A 17894-nucleotide genomic window follows, 5' to 3' on the forward strand; every position below is an offset into this window, starting at 1 on the left:
CCGTGCAGTTTCGCAGAGGCACCCCCCGCGCGGCAAGGTTGAAAGCGCGGGGTTTCGTGGACAGTGGGGGGTGACTGTTTCTGCCCTGCGGATGACGGGCTGGCTGCTATTTCGGCAGGCCGTGCGACCAGACGAGCCGCGCCTGTTCGGCCGTCAGCGCATGGCTTGGCGGGGCCATGAGAAGGCGTCCGAACAGGCTGCGCCACGCCTCGTCCTGCATCAGCGCCAGAAAGCGCGCCTTGCGCCAGCCCTGCGCGCTGGCGTGCAGCGCGCCAAGGACGGGGTCGGCATGAAGCGCATCCCGGATCGGGCGGCTGTCGAGCGACTGGATGGACCGGTCGGTCGCATGGTTCAGGTTGCGTTCGATCCAGTAGCCAAGGTCGAAGGCCGAGGCGTCGCGGTTCGCCCGCCCGCGCGCGGCTTTGACCAGATAGCCCTCCATCGAGCCGAGGGCGTAGTGGTTGATCTGTGCCAGCGTGTAATTCGGCGTGCCGAGACCTGCAAAGATGCGTTTCGGGCCATCGGGAAGGGGGCGGCCCGCGCCGTCGAACCAGAGGAAATCGCCCTTGGGGCGGTGGACGCCAAGTTTCACGCCCCCGGCCGGACGGAACAGGGTTTTGTACATCACCGCCCGCCACGGCCAGTCGATCGGGTCGCCCGCCGCCTGAACGAAGGTTTCGGTCACGGGGGCATCGGGCAGCGATACCACCCCTGCGTTGCCGAACATGCGCCATGCCAGCGGAATGGCCGTCGCGGCGGGCAGCGCCGCGAAAAGCGCGGGCAGGCGGCGGTCGCCGAGGTGGATGTTCACGAATTCATCGACATCGAGGACCATCGCCCAATCGGCGGCGCGAAGCAGCGGGTGCCTTTCGGCGGCCTTCAGCGCGGCCCATTGCGGACCGCGGTCATGCGGGGCGTTGCGGATATGGGTCAGCCAGCCAAGGTCGGCCAGACGGTCGAGCATGGCATCGGTGCCATCGGTGCAGTCGTTGGAAAAGACCAGAAAATCGGTGAAGCCCGTGGCGCGGTGATGGGCCAGCCATTCGAGCAGGAAGCTCGCCTCGTCTTTCACGGTCAGAATGGCCAGCACGCGCATGGCCAAGCGATAGCACGGGCGGGCGGGCATCGTCCATTGGTCGCAAGCGGGGCTTGTTCGCTTGACCCCCGCAGCGGGCAGGGCCAAGCATGGGGCGGCACTTGGGGGAGGGTTTGGCTGTGACGGTTCCGGCATCCATCGACGCGGTTGAAGCACTTCTGGCGGGGCAGGGCTATGTCTCGTCGCGCCCGCTGGCGACGGTGGTGTTTCTGGCGCTCAGGCTCGGGCGGCCGCTGTTCCTCGAGGGGGAGGCGGGGGTGGGCAAGACCGAGATCGCCAAGGCCATCGCGCAGGCCCTGGGGCGGCGGCTGATCCGGCTGCAATGCTACGAGGGGCTGGATGCGGCCTCGGCCGTCTATGAATGGAACTTTGCCGCGCAGATGATCGCCATCCGCACGGCGGAAGCCGGGGGCGGGGCAGACCGCGATGCGCTGAAGGCCGAGTTGTTCACCGAAGATTACCTGATCGAGCGCCCGCTTTTGCAGGCCATGCGCCCGCAGGACGGCGGCGCGCCCGTGCTGCTGATCGACGAACTTGACCGCACCGACGAACCGTTCGAGGCCTTTCTGCTGGAAGCGCTGTCGGATTTTCAGGTGACGATCCCCGAGCTTGGCACCATCAAGGCGCCCGAGGCGCCCATCGTGATCCTGACCTCGAACCGCACGCGCGAGGTGCATGATGCGCTCAAGCGGCGCTGTCTTTACCACTGGGTCGATTACCCCAGCTTCGAGCGCGAGCTTGACATCCTGCGCGCCCGCGCCCCCGAGGCGCAAGAGGCGCTGAGCCGCGAGGTCGTGGCCTTTGTCCAGAAGCTGCGGGGCGAGGATCTGTTCAAGCGTCCCGGCGTGGCCGAAACCATCGACTGGGCGAAATGCCTGCTGGCGCTGGATGTGGTGCAGCTTTCGCCCGAGGTGATTGCCGATACGCTCGGGGCGATCCTGAAATATCAGGACGATATCCAGAAGATACAGGGCTCCGAGGCGAAGAAGCTGCTCGACGAGGTGCGCAAGGGTCTGGTGGCATGACCGACCCCGCGCGCCATCTGCGGATGCTCCGCCCCGCCAAGGGGGTGCTGGCCTTTTACGACGGGCGCGACGGGCATCGCTTTGCCCGAGGGGCGAACTGGGTCGATGACGGGGCGCTGTCGCTGGGCATCGCGTCCTATGCTGTGGTGAGCGGCGCTGCGGCGCTGGTCTATGACACCCATGTCAGCCGCGCCCATGCCGCCCGCATCAAGGGCTGGCTGGCCGCCGAGGGGGTGCGCGACATCACCGTGGTGCTGAGCCATTGCCATCTTGACCATATCGCGGGCACGGCGGAATTCGCGGGCTGCGAGGTGGTGGCCAATGCCCGCACCGCCGCACATCTGGCCCGCGACAGGGCCGCGATCGAGGCGGGAAGCCTGTCGGGCCTGCCCGCCATCGCGCCGCTGGTCCTGCCTGACAGGGTGTTTTCGGGTGAGACGGTCTTGCAGATCGGCGCGACCGAGGTGCGGCTGGTCGAGGCGAACATCCACAGCGACGATGCGACGGTGCTTTGGCTGCCCGAAAGCGGGCTGCTGCTGGCGGGGGATACGGTCGAGGATACGGTCACCTATGTCGGTGATCCGGCGGCCTTTGCCACGCATCTGGCCGATCTGGCGCGGCTGGCGGCGCTGTCCCCGCGCGCCATCCTGCCCAATCACGGGGCCGAGGCGGTGATCGCGGGCGGCGGCTACGGGGCAAGCCTCATTCCCGCCACGGCCGATTACATCCGCTGGCTGACGGGGCTGCGTGACGATCCGGCGCGGCAGGACACCCCCCTGCACGAGGCCATCGCCGCGCAGCTGGCAAGCGGGGCGCTGACGTGGTTTGCGCCCTATGAACGGGTCCATGCCCAGAACATCGCGCGCAGTCTGGCGGTGCTGCATGGCTGACTATGCCCCGCTCGATCTGCCCGAGGATGGCAAGCTGTCCCACAACATCGTCCATTTCGCCCGCGCCCTGCGCAAGGCGGGCTTGCCCATCGGGCCCGGTCGGGTGGTCGATGCCATCCGCGCGGTCGAGGCGGCGGGCTTCACCCATCGGGGCGATTTCTACTGGACGCTGCATGCCTGCTTTGTCAGCCGCCCCGAACAGCGGGCGGTCTTTGCGCAGGTGTTCCGGCTGTATTGGCGCGATCCGCGCTATCTTGAACATATGATGAGCCTGATGCTGCCCGCCGTGCGCGGCGCGCAGGAGGACCGGCTTGCCGACAGCGCCGAGAAGCGGGCGGCCGAGGCGCTGCTTGACGGGGTAGAGCGCGACATTCCCCCCCCGCCCGAAGCGGATGACGCCGACGAGGATGCCGAGATCGAGATCGACGCCTCGGCAACGCTGAGCCATGAGGAGCGGCTCAAGACGCTCGATTTCGAACAGATGGGCGTGGCCGAGGTGGCCGAGGCCAAGCGGATGCTGGCGCGCATGTCGCTTCCGGTGAAGCCGCTGGTCACGCGGCGCATGGCGGCGGGCGGGGCGCATGCGATCGACCCGCGCCGCACGATGCGCGCGGCCCTGCGGCAGGGCGGAGAGATCACGCGGCTTGAGATGCGCTCGCCCGGCACGCGCTGGCCCAACCTTATCGTGCTGTGCGACATCTCGGGGTCGATGAGCCAGTATTCGCGCCTTATCCTGCATTTCGTCCATGCGGTGGCGAACCGCAAAGGGCAGGGCTGGGCGCGGGTGCATGCCTTCACCTTTGGCACGCGGCTGACCAACATCACCCGCCATCTGCGGGGGCGCGATGTCGATGCCGCCCTGCGCGCCGCCGGAGCCGAGGCGCAGGACTGGTCGGGCGGCACGCGGATCGGGTCATGCCTGCGCGGGTTCAACCGCGACTGGTCGCGCCGCGTATTGGGGCAGGGGGCGGTGGTCCTGCTGATCACCGACGGGCTTGACCGCGACGATTCGGGCGCCCTTGCCTCCGAGATGGAGCGGTTGCACCTGTCCTGTCGCCGCCTGATCTGGCTGAACCCGCTTTTGCGCTGGGATGGTTTTGCCCCCAAGGCAGGCGGTATCCGCGCGATGCTGCCCCATGTCGACGCCTTTCGCGCGGGCCATTCCATCGCCTCGCTCGAGGCTTTGGCGCGCGCGATTTCCGATCCCGGCGACGGGGGCGAGAAATCAAGGCTGATGCGGATGCTATCGCATAACAGCGCGTAGCGTTTCGTTGGAACCTGCGCCTTGGCCTCGCGTTATAGGCGGTGATATCGCATAACAGAGCAGTTGAAGGTCACATCCGGCAGGGAAGGCCCAGGTTGCACCCCTGTTCGGGGAATCGCTGGCGGTCTCTGCCGACCTGACATGGAAAGGAATTCGCATGAAACGGCTCCTGATCTCGACGACGGCGCTTTCGGTGGCGCTGATGCAGATCAACCCTGCCGCCCTTATGGCGCAGACAATGACCGAGGATGGCAGCATCATCGCCGATGATGGCTCGGTGCTGTGCCTTGGTTCGCAGGAACAGCCCTGCGACCTGAACGCGGTGATGGACCAGCTGAAGGCCCAGCAGGCCGACGCCGAAGCCGCCGCACAGGCCGAGGCTGACGCCGCCGCTGCCGCACAGGCCGAGGCTGACGCCGCCGCCGCCGCACAGGCTGAAGCCGATGCTGCCGCTGCCAAGGCGCAAGCGGATGCTGACGCCGCTGCCGCTGCCCAAGCCGAAGCCGATGCTGCCGCCAAGGCGCAAGCGGATGCTGACGCCGCTGCCGCTGCACAGGCCGAAGCCGATGCCGCTGCCGCTGCCCAAGCCGAGGCCGATGCCGCTGCCAAGGCGCAAGCGGATGCTGACGCCGCTGCCGCAGCACAGGCCGAGGCCGATGCTGCCGCCAAGGCGCAGGCGGATGCTGACGCCGCCGCTGCTGCACAGGCCGAGGCCGATGCTGCCGCTGCTGCCCAAGCCGAGGCCGATGCCGCCGCCAAGGCGCAAGCGGATGCTGACGCCGCTGCCGCTGCACAGGCCGAGGCCGATGCCGCCGCTGCTGCACAGGCCGAAGCCGATGCTGCCGCCGCTGCCCAAGCCGAGGCCGATGCCGCCGCCAAGGCGCAGGCGGATGCTGACGCCGCTGCCGCGCAGGCCGAGGGCCTTGCCGCCCCGACCGAAGAACCTGCCGCGACGGAAGAACCTGCAGCGACGGAAGAACCTGCCGCGACCGAAGAACCCGCAGTGACGGAAGAACCTGCCGCGACGGAAGCACCCGCAGCGACCGAAGAACCCGCTGCGGCCACAGACCCCGCAGCCGAGGCCACGACCGCCGATCCGGTCGAGGTCGCCCCGCCGACCGAACAGGCGGTCGAGCAATTGACCACGTTGCTGTCGGAACCCGATGCGGTGGAACCCGCGGCGCTTGAAGCGGCGGCAACCCTTGCCCCCGTCGAAACCACCGATGGCGAAAAGGTCGCCATTCCGGAATCGCAGGATGCCGAGAATGTCCTGACCCAGACGATCACCGAGGCAACGACCCGCTCGTCCTCGGAAGAGTTCACGGCCCCCGCAGCGGTCGCGAACACCAAGGACGGCAAGAAGAAGAAGGACAAGGGGCTGACCGATCTCGAGAAGGTCGGTCTTGTCGCCCTGGGCGCGCTGGTCGTCGGTGCGATCATCAACAACGGCCGCGCCAACACGCGGGACGAAGTCGTCTCGAACAGCGGCGACCGTGTCGTGGTGCGCCGCGACAACGGCGATTATGTCGTCTACAAGGATGACGACACCCTGCTGCGCCGCCCGGGTTCGACCGTGCGGACCGAAACCTTCCGCGATGGCTCTACCCGGACGATCGTGACCCGCGCCGATGGCACGCAGATCGTGACCATCCGCGACGTGACGGGCCGCGTGCTGCGCCGTGCCACCTATGACGGTTACGGCCGCGAAGTGATCCTGATCGACGATCTGGCCCCCGAAGAGCGGATCGACGTGGCCACCCTGCCCAAGCCGCGCGCCCGTGTCATCAGCATGTCCACCTCGGAGGACGACGCGCTGCTCAAGGCCCGCATGGCGGCGCTTGATGCCAAAGAGATCGGACGCACCTTCAGCCTGCGCCAGATCCGCGAGATCAAGGAAGTGCGCAACCTTGCGGCGACGGTCGATGTGAACAACATCACCTTCGACACGGGATCTTCCGCGATCAAGACCAATCAGGCCGAAAGCCTTGCCGCGCTGGGCCGCTTCCTTGCCCAGATGGTCAAGGACAACCCGAACGAGGTCTTCCTGATCGAAGGCCACACCGATGCCGTGGGCTCGGCTGCCGCGAACCTCGCGCTGTCGGACCGTCGGGCGGAATCGGTGGCGCTGGCGCTGACCGAATACTTCGACGTGCCGCCCGAGAACATGGTGGTTCAGGGCTACGGAGAATCGGACCTGCGCGTGGCGACCGATGCCGACGAACGCCAGAACCGCCGCGTCGCGGTGCGGATCATCACGCCGCTGTTGCGGACGACGACCGCCGGTCTGCAATAAGCGCCACGGACAGAGGCAAGGCGCCGCGGGGGAAACCCTGCGGCGCTTTCGCATGTGGCCCCCACCTTTTGCCAATGGAAATGCGCCCCGCCCCGCCGCATGATGCACAAGGTGGAGGACGCTATGGAACAACGCGCCGAACATGACAGCATTCCCGAATGCGCGCTGGGTTGGCACAGGGCCGGCAAGGGCGCGGTTCTGGCCACGGTGATCGAGACATGGGGTTCGGCCCCGCGACAGGCGGGCAGCCAGCTTGCCATCTCGGGCGAGGGGCAGATGATGGGCTCGGTCTCGGGCGGCTGCGTCGAGGGCGCGGTGGTGACCGAAGCGCTTGCCGCGCTCGGGGATGGCCGGTCGCGCGTGCTGACCTTTGGCGTCAGCGACGAGACGGCCTTTGCCGTGGGGCTGGCCTGCGGTGGCACGATCCGCGTGCTGGTCGAACCCGTGGGGCAGGGGCAGGGGCAGGGGCAGGGGGCGCCCTCGGGCCTGCCGGTGGCACTGCTTGAGGAACTCGTCGCCGAACGCGCCGCCCGCCGTGCGGTGGCCCTTGCAGTCAACCCCGAGACATGGGCGCGGCAGGTGATACGCCCGGGGCAGGAGGCGGGTGTGGATGCCCGTTTCCGCGCCGACCGATCGGGGATGGAGGAGGACGGCCGCTTTGTCGCCATCCACAACCCGCCGCTGCGGCTGGTGGTGGTGGGGGCGGTCCACATCGCGCAGGCGCTGCTGACGGTCGCCCGCACCTGCGGCTATGACTGCACGCTGATCGACCCGCGCTCGGCCTTCGGCTCGGCCGAACGCTTTCCGGGCGAGACCATTCTCGAGGACTGGCCCGACGAGGCGCTGGAAGCCCTTGCCCCCGATGCCCGCACCGCCATCGTGACGCTGACGCATGACCCGAAACTCGACGACCCCGCGATCCGCTTCGCGCTGCGGGCGCCGGTGTTCTACCTTGGCTGTCTGGGCAGCACGCGGACCCATGCCAAACGCGTCGAACGGCTGCGCGGGGCGGGGTTCACCGAAGCCGAGATCGCCCGCATCCATGCGCCCGTGGGGCTGGACATCGGCGCCAAGACCCCTGCGGAAATCGCCGTTTCCGTCATGGCGCAGGTGACGCTTGCGCTGAGGAAGGGGTGATGGAGTTCGGCGAGGTGCCAGTCGATGCGGCCGGGGGGGCGATCCTTGCCCATTCGGAAATGCTGCCCGGCGGGCGGCTGCGCAAGGGGCAGGTGCTGGGGGCGGGCGAAATCGCGGCACTGCGGGATGCGGGATATGCCCGCGTGACGGTGGCGCGGCTCGGGCCGGGGGATGTGGCCGAGGATGCCGCCGCCACCCGCCTTGCCAAGGCGCTGCATGTCGAAGGATCGGGCCTTGTCGCCAGCGCGGCCTTTACCGGACGGGTGAACCTCAACGCCACGGGCCCCGGCATCGTGGCACTCGACGCTGCCGCCGTGCACCGGCTGAACCTGACCGATCCGGCGATCACGCTGGCGACCCTTGCCCCCTTCCAGCGCGTCGCGGCGGGGACGCTGGTGGGAACGGTGAAGATCATCACCTATGGCGTGGGCGAAGGGGCGCTCGGGCAGGCCTGCGCGGTGGCGGCGGCCGTGGGGCTGCGGGTGCTGCCGGTCACGCGCAAAAGTGCCGGTCTCGTGCTGACGGATGTCGCGGGGCAAGAGGCCAAGCTGAACCTCAAAGGCCGCCGCGCGGTCGAAACCCGCCTGCGCGCGCTTGGCATCACCCTCGCGGCGGTCGAGACCGTGGCGCATGACGAAGCCGCCATCGCCGCCGCCCTGTCGCGGCTGCCGGGGGAGCTTTTGCTGATCCTGACAGGGTCGGCCACATCCGACCCGATGGACACCGCCCCCGCCGCGCTGCGCCGCGCGGGCGGGCGCGTCATGCGCTTCGGCATGCCGGTCGATCCGGGCAACCTGCTGTTTCTCGGCGACCTTGGCGACCGCCCGGTCATCGGCCTGCCCGGATGCGCCCGCTCGCCCGCGCTGAACGGGGCGGACTGGGTGCTCGAGCGGCTGGCCTGCGGGCTTGCCGTGACCGATGCCGACATCGCCGGCATGGGGGTGGGCGGATTGCTCAAGGAAATTCCGCAACGCCCGCAACTGCGCGAACCCGCCGCCAAGCCATAGCCTGCCTGCCGCTTCATCCTTGCCCAAATACTCGAAACGCCACGCGCGGGTCAGGGCGGGCACGGCACAGGACGGGCGGGGATTTTTCGCAGAAAAATCGGGGTGCAGGAAAAAACGAAAGGCGCGCCGGGGCGCGCCTTTGAAGCATCCTGCGGGGCGGCCTTATTTCGGGCCGATCATCATCACCATCTGGCGACCTTCGAGACGCGGCATCGATTCGATCTTGCCGGCATCGCCCACGTCGGCGGCCACACGGTTCAACAGCTCGAGCCCGAGTTCCTGGTGCGCCATTTCGCGGCCACGGAAGCGCAGGGTGACTTTCACCTTGTCGCCTTCCTCGAGGAATTTCATCACCGAACGCATCTTCACATCGTAGTCATGGGTATCGGTTCCGGGACGGAACTTGATTTCCTTGATCTCGATGATCTTCTGCTTCTTGCGCGCCTCGGCCTCGCGCTTCTGCGTTTCGTATTTGAACTTGCCGAAGTCCATGATCTTGCAGACCGGCGGTTCCGCGTTGGGCGAGATCTCGACCAGATCGAGACCGGCCTCCTCGGCCAGCGCCATGGCGCGGGCGGGGGTCACGACGCCGATGTTCTCACCCTCGGCCCCGATGAGCCGGATCTCGGGCGAACGGATGCGATCATTCACACGGGGGCCCGTCTCGCGTTGCGGAGGGGCGTTGTGGGGTCTGCGGGCTATGGTGGTCGTCCTTTTGTGGTTCAACGGGCAGCGGGCAATTTAAACGCGCTCGTCAAGCCTTTCAACGGGAATCGCCCGAAGTGCAAGCGCCGATGGCAGGAAGCGGGGTCCGGGAAGGCGGAATCGTTGCCGATCCGGGCGCGTCGCGGGCGGACGGGGATTGATTGTTGCCGGTTTTCTGTCATAGCCGCGCCATTCCGGAGGCTGTCTCCGGTCAAGGAGTGTGTTCCATGAAGCGTATCGTGATTGCCCTCGTTGTCGTCGTTGCCGCACTGGGCGGCTACTACAAGTTCTCGTACCTGCCCGCGCAGCAGGCCGCCGCCGAGGCCGCCGCTGCCGCCGAGGCCGAAGCCAAGGCCGCCGAAGAGGCCGCCGCCGCTGCCGCCAAGGAAGCGGAAGCCGCCGCCGCCAAGGCCGCCGAGGAAGCCGCCGCTGCCGCCAAGGCCGCCGAAGAGGCTGCCGCCAAGGCCGCTGCCGATGCCGCGGCACTCGATCCCGCCGCTTTCGATGCGGCCAAGGTCACCGCGATGATCGATGCCTCGTCGCTGGACGATGCCACCAAGACCACGCTGAAGACCGCCGTCACCGCCGCCGCGTCGAACCCGGCGCTGGTGCAGGGTGCGGTCGATCAGGTCAAGGCCGCGCTCGGCCTCTGAGGTCGGCAGAGGGGGGCTTTCCGCCCCCCTCACCCCCCGAGGATGTTTGTCCGAGTATGAAACGGAAAACGCCGCGCAGGGGGAACCCGCGCGGCGTTTTCCATGCCGAAGGGAGGGTCAGATGCCGTCGCCGACAAAGGCCTTTTCGACGACGAATTGCTGCGGGTCGGAATTGGCGCCTTCGGTCAGGCCGAACCCTTCGAGGATCTTCTTGACGTCGACGTTGAAGGCAAGGCTGCCGCAGACCATCGCGCGGTCCTCGTCGCGGTTCATCGCGGGAAGGCCGAGGTCGGCAAAGACCTTGCCGCTGGTCAGGTTGTCGGTGACGCGGCCCATGTGGTGGAATGCCTCGCGCGTGGTGGTGGGGTAGTAGCGCAGCTTGTCGCCCACCATTTCGCCGATCAGCGGATCGTCCTTGAGGCTTTCCACCAGTTGGCGGCCGTATTCCAGTTCGGCCACCTCGCGGCAGGTGTGCATCATGATGACGGAATCGTATTTCTCGTAGGTCTCGGGCTCGCGCATCAGCGAGGCGAAGGGGGCAAGGCCCGTGCCGGTGGCAAGGAACCACAGCCGCTTGCCGGGAAGCAGCGCGTCATGCACGAGCGTGCCGACGGGTTTGGGGCGCAGGATGATCTCGTCGCCCACCTTGATGTGCTGCAGGCGGCTGGTCAGCGGGCCGTCGGGCACCTTGATCGAATAGAACTCAAGCTCCTCGTCCCAGGCGGGCGAGGCGATGGAATAGGCGCGCAGAAGCGGTTTGCCGGTGTCGCCCAGCAGGCCGATCATCACGAATTCGCCCGAGCGGAAGCGCAGGGATTGCGGCCGCGTCACCCGGAACGAGAACAGGCGGTCGGTCCAATGGGTGACCTGCGTCACCGTCTGCGCGTCGGGCAGATGGGGCTTGGCGGCGGTCGGTTCGGTCTTGGCGTCCATTGCAAGGCTCGCTTCGGTCATGTCGGTCGCTTTCGGCAATAGTGCAGCATCGCGGGCGGGGGAAGCCCCCGACGCAGGCATGGGGCGATCTGTAGCGGATCAGGCGCGCAGCTTGGCCTGATAGTCATGTGCCTTCCAGTCGGCGCGGAAGGCCCATTGCTCGGCGGGCTGGCGCGCGGCGAGATCGTCGGGGATTTCCACCTCGTCAAAGCCGACGCGGCGGGCCATCGCATATTGGTCGGCGATGACCGGACCCTTGGCGCGCAGGCGGCCTGTGTAGCCCATCATCCGCAGACGCCGCGCGATGGTAAAGGCGCGCCCGTCGTTGAAGGCGGGAAAGGCCACGCGGATCAGGTGCAGATCGTCGAGTTGCCCCGCAAGGGCCGCGGGGTCATCGGTATGGGCAAGATCGACCGCCCCCTTGTGGTCGGCGATCTCGGCCAGGGCCACGATGGGGGCGTTCCAGTCTTCGCCCTGAAAGCCGGTGTCGGTGACGATCACGCTCATGCCGCGTTTTCCTTTGTGATCCGAACGGCCTTGCCGTCGATGAAGTGGATGCCGCATTCGGTCTTGTCCTGCCCGCGCCAACGGCCCGCGCGCGGGTCCTCGCCGGGGGCGACCTTGCTGGTGCAGGGGGCGCAGCCGATGCTGGGATAGCCCTGCGCCACGAGCGGGTGGCGGGGCAGGCGGTTCTCGACCATGTATTCCTCGAGGTCCTCGCGGCCCCAATGGGCCAGAGGATTGACCTTGATGCGGGTGTCGCCCTCGGCCTCGAAGAATTCGACCGCCTGACGGGTCGATGCCTGAAAGCGTTTGCGCCCGGTGATCCAGCCGTCAAAGGTGGCAAGCGCGCGTTCGAGCGGTTCGACCTTGCGCACGGCGCAGCAGGCATCGGTGTTGAACTGGTGCAGCGTGCCGTCGGGGTCCTCGAACGAGACACGCGGCTGGGCGGCGCGGATGGTGCGCACGTCGCACAGGTGCAGCCGTTCGGCCAAGGCGCGCTGGTAGTCGAGCGTTTCCTGAAACAGCATCCGCGTGTCGACGAACAGCACCGGCGTTTCCGGCGCGATCACCGAGACGAGATGCAGCAGCACCACCGATTCCGCCCCGAAGGACGAGACCAGCGCCACGCGGCCAAGGTCCGCATCCTTGAGCGCGTGTTCCAGAACGGTCGTGGCGGCATGATGCTTGTAGCGCGCGTTCAGCGCGGCCACGCGGTCAGCCACCGACCCTTCGGGAAAGCGTGCCATGTCACGCGGCATCCTGCTCGTCCTCGCCTTCGTAGAGCGCGGCCTTGAACGGGTCGATCCCCGTGCGGCGATAGGTTTCGAGGAAGGTTTCCTCGGCCGAGGAGCGCAACGAGAGATAGGCGCGCACCAGCCGTTCCACGGCGGGAACGATTTCGTCATAGGCAAAGCCCGGTCCGGTCTTTTCGCCGATGGTCGCGGTTTCGGTGCCGTCGCCGCCCAGCGTGATCTGGTAGTTTTCAACCCCTGCGCGGTCGAGGCCCAGAATGCCGATATGGCCGACATGGTGGTGGCCGCAAGCGTTGATGCAGCCCGAGATCTTGATCTTGAGGGGCCCGATCTCGTGTTCGAGGTCGAGCGCGTCGAAGCGCGTGGCGATCTGCTGCGCGATCGGGATCGAGCGGGCGGTGGCAAGGGCGCAATAGTCCATGCCGGGGCAGGCGATGATGTCCGAGATCAGGCCCACATTGGCCGTGCCCAGACCCGCCTTGACCAGCCGCGCATGCAGGGCGGGCAGGTGCGATTTGTGGACATGGGGCAGGATCACGTTCTGCTCGTGGCTGATGCGCAGTTCGGAATGGCCGTAGTCTTCTGCCAAGGCCGCGATTTCGCGCATCTGCGCGCTTGTCGCGTCGCCGGGGGTTTCGCCATGCGCCTTGAGGCTGACGGTGACTATGGCGTAATCGGCGCGCTTGTGGGCGTGCAGGTTGGTATCGGCCCAGGCGCGGAACACCGGATCGGCCTTGTAGAAGGCGTCATAGCCATCGGTCGGGGCCGAAAGGAAGGCCGGAGGGGCGAAGGCCGCCTCGATCTCGGCCAGCAGGGTCTGGTCATTGCCGCCGAAGAGGGGGCGCAGCTCGGCGAAGCGGTCCTCGATCAGGCGGGTGATTTCTTCCTTGCCGGTTTCATGCACGGTGATCTTGATGCGGGCCTTGTATTTGTTGTCGCGGCGGCCGAGCGTGTTGTAGACGCTCAGCACGGCCTCGACATAGGGCAGCAGATCGGCCTTGGGCAGGAAGTCGCGCACGGTGTGGGCGATCATCGGCGTGCGGCCAAGGCCACCGCCCACCATCACCTCGAACCCCGGCTCGCCCGCGGCGTTGCGGACCATGCGCAAGCCGATGTCATGCGCGCGGGTCACGGCGCGGTCGTTCGGGCTGCCGGTGATGGCGATCTTGAACTTGCGCGGCAGGAACTGGAATTCGGGGTGGTCGGTCGACCATTGGCGCAGCAATTCGGCCACGGGGCGGGGATCTTCGATCTCATCGGCGGCGGCACCCGCGAAATGGTCGGCCGTCACGTTGCGCACGCAGTTGCCGCTGGTCTGGATGGCGTGCATGCCGACATCGGCCAGCGCCTGCAACATGGCGGGCACGTCTTGCAGCTTGGGCCAGTTGAACTGGATGTTCTGGCGCGTGGTGAAGTGGCCGTAGCCCTTGTCCCACGTGTCCGCGATATGGGCCAGTTGCCGCATCTGGTGCGGGTTGATCGTGCCGTAGGGAATGGCCACCCGCAGCATATAGGCATGCAGTTGCAGGTAGAGCCCGTTCATCAGGCGCAGCGGGCGGAATTCATCCTCGGTCAGCGAGCCGTCGAGCCGGCGCTCGACCTGCTGGGTGAATTGCGCCACGCGCTCGCGGACGAAGGCTTCATCGAATTCGGAATAGGAATACATCTGCGGCGGCTTTCGATGAGGTGTCAGACGAGATCGGCTTGCTTGCCGTGCATGTAGTTCGACGGGCCGCGGGTGCGGAATTCCTCGCGGAAATGCACGGGCTCGGGCCCGTCGGGGCCGGGCTTGGCATCGGCGAGATAGGCCCCGACGACCAGCAGCTTCTGCGCCGTGGCGTGCAAGAGGCGCATCTGGGCGTGGGCGTCGTCCTCGATCAGCTCGGCCTCGTGATGGTGAAGCGACCAGCGGTCGTCGGCGGTCAGATAGACGACATCGCCTTCGCGCAGGCGGTTGGCGGTGACGACCTTGGGAATGAAGCGGCGGCTCATGCGCGGGCCTCCTGAAGCTGGGTGAGGGCAATGCGGGCCTGCCGTGGGGCGAGGCCGTAAAGAAGGACGGCAGGACCGTCAAGCGTTGCGACGGCCTGCGGCAGGGTTCCGAGCGTCGCCGCAACCACCCGCTGGTCGGCGCGCGAGACGTTTTCGACCGCGGTGACGGGGGTTGCCGCATCGGCGCCATGCATCAGAAGACGGCCCTGGATGAAGCGGGCCGATTTCTTGCCCATGTAGATCGCGGTGACTTCGCCCGCCTGCGCCATGCCGCGCCAGTCCTGATCGGCGAAACCGGCCATGTCGTGACCGGTCACGATGCGCAGCGCACGGTTGCGCCCGCGCTTTGTCAGGCTTTGCCCGATGCCGGCCGCGGCCACGGCGGCCGAGGTCAGGCCGGGCAGGATGGCAAAGGACAGGCCCGCGGCCTCGATCGCGTCGATCTCTTCGTCGAGGCGTCCGAAGATGCCGCAGTCGCCACCCTTGAGCCGGACCACGCGCTTGCCCGTCACGCCGTGGGCGACGAGGGCCGCGTTGATGTCGGCCTGCGCGGTCGAGGGGCCGAAACCTTCCTTGCCGACATCGACCAGCGTGACATGGGGCGGCACCAGCGCCAGCACCTCGGCCCCGACCAGACGGTCGTGGATGACCACATCGGCACCTTGCAGCGCGCGGTAAGCCCCCAGCGTCAGATGGGCCGCCGCGCCGGGACCGGCACCGACGAAGGTGACGGCCACTTGGGCGGGCTGGAACTGGGGCAGATCGGTCATGGTGGAATCCAGATGGGTTGATGCAGGCAATATAGGATAATTTCCCTGTTTCTGCACAGGCACCCTTGAAGATAAGGAAGAATGTTCCGATACTGGGCGGCATCGGAACGTGGTTCCGCAAAACGGGAGATTGGGCGAATGGCGGTCCGGCTGGACGAGATGGACAGGAAAATCCTTGCCGAGTTGCAGGCCGATGCCGAGCAATCCCTGGACGAGATCGCCCGCAAGGTGGGGTCGTCCAAGACCCCCGTCTGGAACCGCATCCGCCGGATGAAGGAAGCGGGCGTCATCACCCGGCAGACCGCGATCCTCGACCCCGAGGCGCTGGGGCTGGAGGCCTGTTTCTTCGTGCTGATCCGCACCAGCGAGCACGAGGCGGAATGGCAGCGCAAATTCCTGAAGACCCTGAAGGAGCGCCCCGAGGTGCTGGAAGCGCACCGGCTGGCGGGGGATATCGACTATATCCTGAAGGTGCGGGTCAGGAACGCGCGGGCCTATGACACCTTTTATCAGGCGCTGATTTCCGAGGTGAAGATCTACAACGTCACCGCCCTGCTAAGCATGGAGGAGATCAAGGCCACGACCGTTCTGCCCGTCTGATCGGGCGGGGGCCGGATAGGGCCGGGGCCGGAAAGGGCGGGGGGCGTAAAGGGCGGGGGACGTAAAGGGCGGGGGGCCAGCCCCCCGCACCCCCCGGAGTATTTGCCGCAAGGATGAAGCGGCGGATCAATAGGTGACGGCAAGCCCCGTCAGCCCGTGGAAGTGGTAGACATCCCCGTAGCGCGGCGCTTCGGCAAGGTGCAGCTTGGGCAGGCGCGCGAACAGGATCGGCAGGGCGATCTGCAATTCGAGCCGCGCGAGCGGCGCGCCGACGCAGAAATGCAGCCCCGCGCCGAAACTTGCGTTGGCGCGGACCGGGCGGGAGGGATCGAAGCGGGCGGGCTTGTCCCAGACGCCGGGGTCGCGGTTCGCCGCCGCAAGCAGCAGGCCGATCTGGTCGCCGCGCCGGAAATTTTGGCCCATGACCTCGATATCCTCGTAGGCCCAGCGGGTGAACATATGCAGCGGCGGGTCGTAGCGCAAAATCTCCTCGACCGTGCCTTCGACAAGGTCGGGGCCGAGGGCCGTGGCGGGGGTGCTGGTTTCGAGCAGGGTTTTGACGCCGTTGCCGAGTGTATGCACCGTCGCCTCGTGGCCCGCGTTCAGGAGCAGGATGCAGGTTGCGATCAGCTCGTCGGTGGTGAGACGCTCGCCCTCGCTTTCGGCGGCGATGAGATGGGTGATGAGATCGTCGCGCGGATCGGCGCGGCGGGCCTCGACATAGCCGCGCAGGAAGGATGCGAAATCGGCGGCGGCCCGATCGGCGCGGTCTTCCGCCGCGCGCGTGCGGCCGGCCATGTACATGCCCACCATGGCATTCGACCAGCGCAACAGGTCGTCCGACATGTCCTCGGGCACGCCGAGCAGGCGGGCGATGATGATGACGGGCAGTTTCTGCCCGAAGTCGCGCAGGAGGTCGGCGCCCCCATCGGGCATCGCGTCGATCAACCGGTGGCTCAGCTCTGCGATTTCGGGGGCCAGTGCCGCGATCCGGCGCGAGGTGAAGGCGCGCAGGACGAGCGCGCGCAGGCGGGTATGGCGCGGGGGTTCGAGTTCGAGCATCGAATGCGCCTCGACCGCGTAGAAGGCGCGCAGATGGTCGGGGACGGGGCGGGCAAGTTCCGGCGGCACCTCGCGCCCGAAGCGGCGGTCGCGGAAGATGGCGTTGACCGCCGCCGCGTTGCCGGTGCAGGGCAGGGAATAATCGGTCCAGTGAAAGAACGGCCCCGCCGCGCGGGCGCGTTCGTAGAACGGGTAGGGGTTCTGCACAAAGGCGGGATCGGTGGGCGATTGCGACAGGCTTTGCATCAGGCGCGCGCCGTTCCCATGAGCCTGCGCCCGATCAGCCCCTGCGCGATCAGCACGCCCACGGCCACCAGTGCGGCCCCGCCCGCCTGCATCCAGTTCCACGACCCGCCAAGCGCCAGCAGGATCACCATGACGTAGAAGGGCGTCATGTTGATGTGCAGCGAGGACATGGCGATGCCCAGTTGTCCGACCGCGACGATCCAGAGCACCTGCGAAATCGCCAGCCCGCCGATGCCGAACAGCGCCAGCGCGCCGAATTCGAACCAGCCGAAGGCCGGCCAGTCCGGTCCCGGCAGGCCCGCCACCATGCCGACGGCGGCAAAGAGGCAGGCCGCGATGGCGGCCCCCACCACCGTCACCGTGGTCGAGCCGAGCGGCGTCAGGCCCGGCAGCGAGGTGACGGTCAGGCGCGAGGCCAGCGTGAAGGTCACGACCGAGGCGAGGCAGAGCAGCGCGCCGAGGCCGAAACCGAGGCCCCCGTCGAACTTGCCCGCCGCCAGAATGCCGCCCGCGATCGAGAGCAGCAGCCCGATCACGATGCCGCGGTTCAGCTTGCGCCCGTCGAGGACGATTTCGATGGTGATGCCGACAAGCGGCATGGCCGAGGACACCACCGCCGCCATCACCGCCGTCGTGCGGGTTTGCCCCATCACCAGAAACAGCGCGCCAAGCCCGATCATCGAGCCGACCATCAGCCCGCGCAGCCAGTTGGTGCGGCGCAGCGCATCGATCCCCTCGACCGCGATCCAGACGGGCAGCAGGAACAGCGCCGCCATCGCCATGCGCGCGGCGGTCAGCGACAGCGGCGGCATGATCGGGGGAACAGGGCGGATCAGCACCTCGGCCGCGGGCAGGGCGGCGGCCCAGATCAGCATCGAGGCCATGCAGATCAGGTTCGCGCTCAGCGGGGAATAGCTGCGGGGGACGGTGTCGGCGGGCGATGTCATGTCATGTCCATAAAGCGG

18 protein-coding genes are annotated in these 17894 nt (G+C 67.5%); 8 read left to right on the forward strand and 10 right to left on the reverse strand.

Translation table 11 applies throughout. From position 1 onward, the window contains the following. Positions 1-106: 106 nt before the first annotated feature. Positions 107-1126, reverse strand: a complete 1020-nt coding sequence (locus H7F16_RS07090) for a glycosyltransferase family 2 protein (protein WP_241741336.1) — start codon at positions 1124-1126, stop codon at positions 107-109. Positions 1127-1215: 89 nt separating this feature from the next. Here H7F16_RS07090 and H7F16_RS07095 point away from each other — a divergent pair, with 89 nt between their 5' ends. From H7F16_RS07095 to H7F16_RS07120, 6 genes are all read left to right on the forward strand, one after another. Further along, positions 1216-2121 (forward strand): AAA family ATPase, encoded by a 906-nt coding sequence (locus H7F16_RS07095; protein WP_422121109.1) that lies wholly within the window; start codon positions 1216-1218, stop codon positions 2119-2121. After that, positions 2118-3011: an MBL fold metallo-hydrolase gene (locus H7F16_RS07100; RefSeq protein WP_185796887.1), complete on the forward strand. Its 894-nt coding sequence runs from the start codon at positions 2118-2120 to the stop codon at positions 3009-3011. The genes H7F16_RS07095 and H7F16_RS07100 overlap by 4 nt, the downstream gene beginning before the upstream one ends. Beyond that, positions 3004-4275 carry a vWA domain-containing protein gene (locus H7F16_RS07105; RefSeq protein ID WP_185796888.1) on the forward strand — a complete coding sequence of 424 codons (1272 nt, stop codon included), beginning with the start codon at positions 3004-3006 and terminating at the stop codon, positions 4273-4275. Before H7F16_RS07100 ends, H7F16_RS07105 begins: the two co-directional genes overlap by 8 nt. A 157-nt stretch (positions 4276-4432) precedes the next feature. Continuing rightward, entirely contained in the window at positions 4433-6568 is a 2136-nt protein-coding gene (locus H7F16_RS07110) for an OmpA family protein (RefSeq protein WP_185796889.1), read from the forward strand. 99 nt (positions 6569-6667) lie between these two features. After that, positions 6668-7705, forward strand: a complete 1038-nt coding sequence (locus H7F16_RS07115) for an XdhC family protein (protein WP_241741337.1) — start codon at positions 6668-6670, stop codon at positions 7703-7705. Continuing rightward, positions 7705-8712 (forward strand): molybdopterin-binding protein, encoded by a 1008-nt coding sequence (locus H7F16_RS07120; protein WP_185796890.1) that lies wholly within the window; start codon positions 7705-7707, stop codon positions 8710-8712. Before H7F16_RS07115 ends, H7F16_RS07120 begins: the two co-directional genes overlap by 1 nt. Positions 8713-8874: 162 nt before the next feature. Here H7F16_RS07120 and infC read toward each other — a convergent pair whose 3' ends face one another. Next, entirely contained in the window at positions 8875-9363 is a 489-nt protein-coding gene (gene infC / locus H7F16_RS07125; protein ID WP_338401976.1) for a translation initiation factor IF-3, read from the reverse strand. 281 nt (positions 9364-9644) lie between these two features. Between infC and H7F16_RS07130 the strand changes: the two genes are divergently transcribed. Beyond that, positions 9645-10070 (forward strand): hypothetical protein, encoded by a 426-nt coding sequence (locus tag H7F16_RS07130; RefSeq protein ID WP_185796891.1) that lies wholly within the window; start codon positions 9645-9647, stop codon positions 10068-10070. 117 nt (positions 10071-10187) lie between these two features. On the opposite strand, the gene H7F16_RS07135 is transcribed toward H7F16_RS07130, so the two are convergent. From H7F16_RS07135 to cobA, 6 genes are all read right to left on the reverse strand, one after another. Then, positions 10188-11024, reverse strand: coding sequence for a ferredoxin--NADP reductase (locus H7F16_RS07135; protein WP_241741338.1), 837 nt, complete (start codon positions 11022-11024; stop codon positions 10188-10190). A gap of 78 nt (positions 11025-11102) precedes the next feature. Continuing rightward, a complete protein-coding gene (locus H7F16_RS07140) occupies positions 11103-11510 on the reverse strand; it encodes a DUF934 domain-containing protein (protein ID WP_185796892.1) in 408 nt (135 codons plus the stop codon). After that, positions 11507-12253 (reverse strand): phosphoadenylyl-sulfate reductase, encoded by a 747-nt coding sequence (locus H7F16_RS07145; RefSeq protein ID WP_185796893.1) that lies wholly within the window; start codon positions 12251-12253, stop codon positions 11507-11509. The genes H7F16_RS07140 and H7F16_RS07145 overlap by 4 nt, the downstream gene beginning before the upstream one ends. 1 nt (position 12254) lies before the next feature. Continuing rightward, entirely contained in the window at positions 12255-13925 is a 1671-nt protein-coding gene (locus H7F16_RS07150; RefSeq protein WP_185796894.1) for a nitrite/sulfite reductase, read from the reverse strand. A 23-nt stretch (positions 13926-13948) separates the two neighbouring features. After that, positions 13949-14251 (reverse strand): DUF2849 domain-containing protein, encoded by a 303-nt coding sequence (locus H7F16_RS07155; protein WP_185796895.1) that lies wholly within the window; start codon positions 14249-14251, stop codon positions 13949-13951. Then, positions 14248-15021, reverse strand: a complete 774-nt coding sequence (gene cobA, locus H7F16_RS07160; protein ID WP_185796896.1) for a uroporphyrinogen-III C-methyltransferase — start codon at positions 15019-15021, stop codon at positions 14248-14250. Before cobA ends, H7F16_RS07155 begins: the two co-directional genes overlap by 4 nt. 138 nt (positions 15022-15159) lie before the next feature. Between cobA and H7F16_RS07165 the strand changes: the two genes are divergently transcribed. After that, positions 15160-15621 (forward strand): Lrp/AsnC family transcriptional regulator, encoded by a 462-nt coding sequence (locus H7F16_RS07165; RefSeq protein WP_185796897.1) that lies wholly within the window; start codon positions 15160-15162, stop codon positions 15619-15621. A 126-nt stretch (positions 15622-15747) separates the two neighbouring features. Here the strand turns inward: H7F16_RS07165 and H7F16_RS07170 are convergent, their stop codons facing one another. Continuing rightward, positions 15748-16929: a cytochrome P450 gene (locus H7F16_RS07170; protein WP_185796898.1), complete on the reverse strand. Its 1182-nt coding sequence runs from the start codon at positions 16927-16929 to the stop codon at positions 15748-15750. Beyond that, the gene (locus H7F16_RS07175) at positions 16929-17876 is read right to left on the reverse strand and encodes a DMT family transporter (protein WP_185796899.1); all 948 of its coding nucleotides are present in this window, start codon (positions 17874-17876) and stop codon (positions 16929-16931) included. The genes H7F16_RS07170 and H7F16_RS07175 overlap by 1 nt, the downstream gene beginning before the upstream one ends. Positions 17877-17894: the final 18 nt, after the last annotated feature.

The organism is Paragemmobacter straminiformis, assembly GCF_014243445.1.
Lineage (GTDB): Bacteria > Pseudomonadota > Alphaproteobacteria > Rhodobacterales > Rhodobacteraceae > Paragemmobacter > Paragemmobacter straminiformis.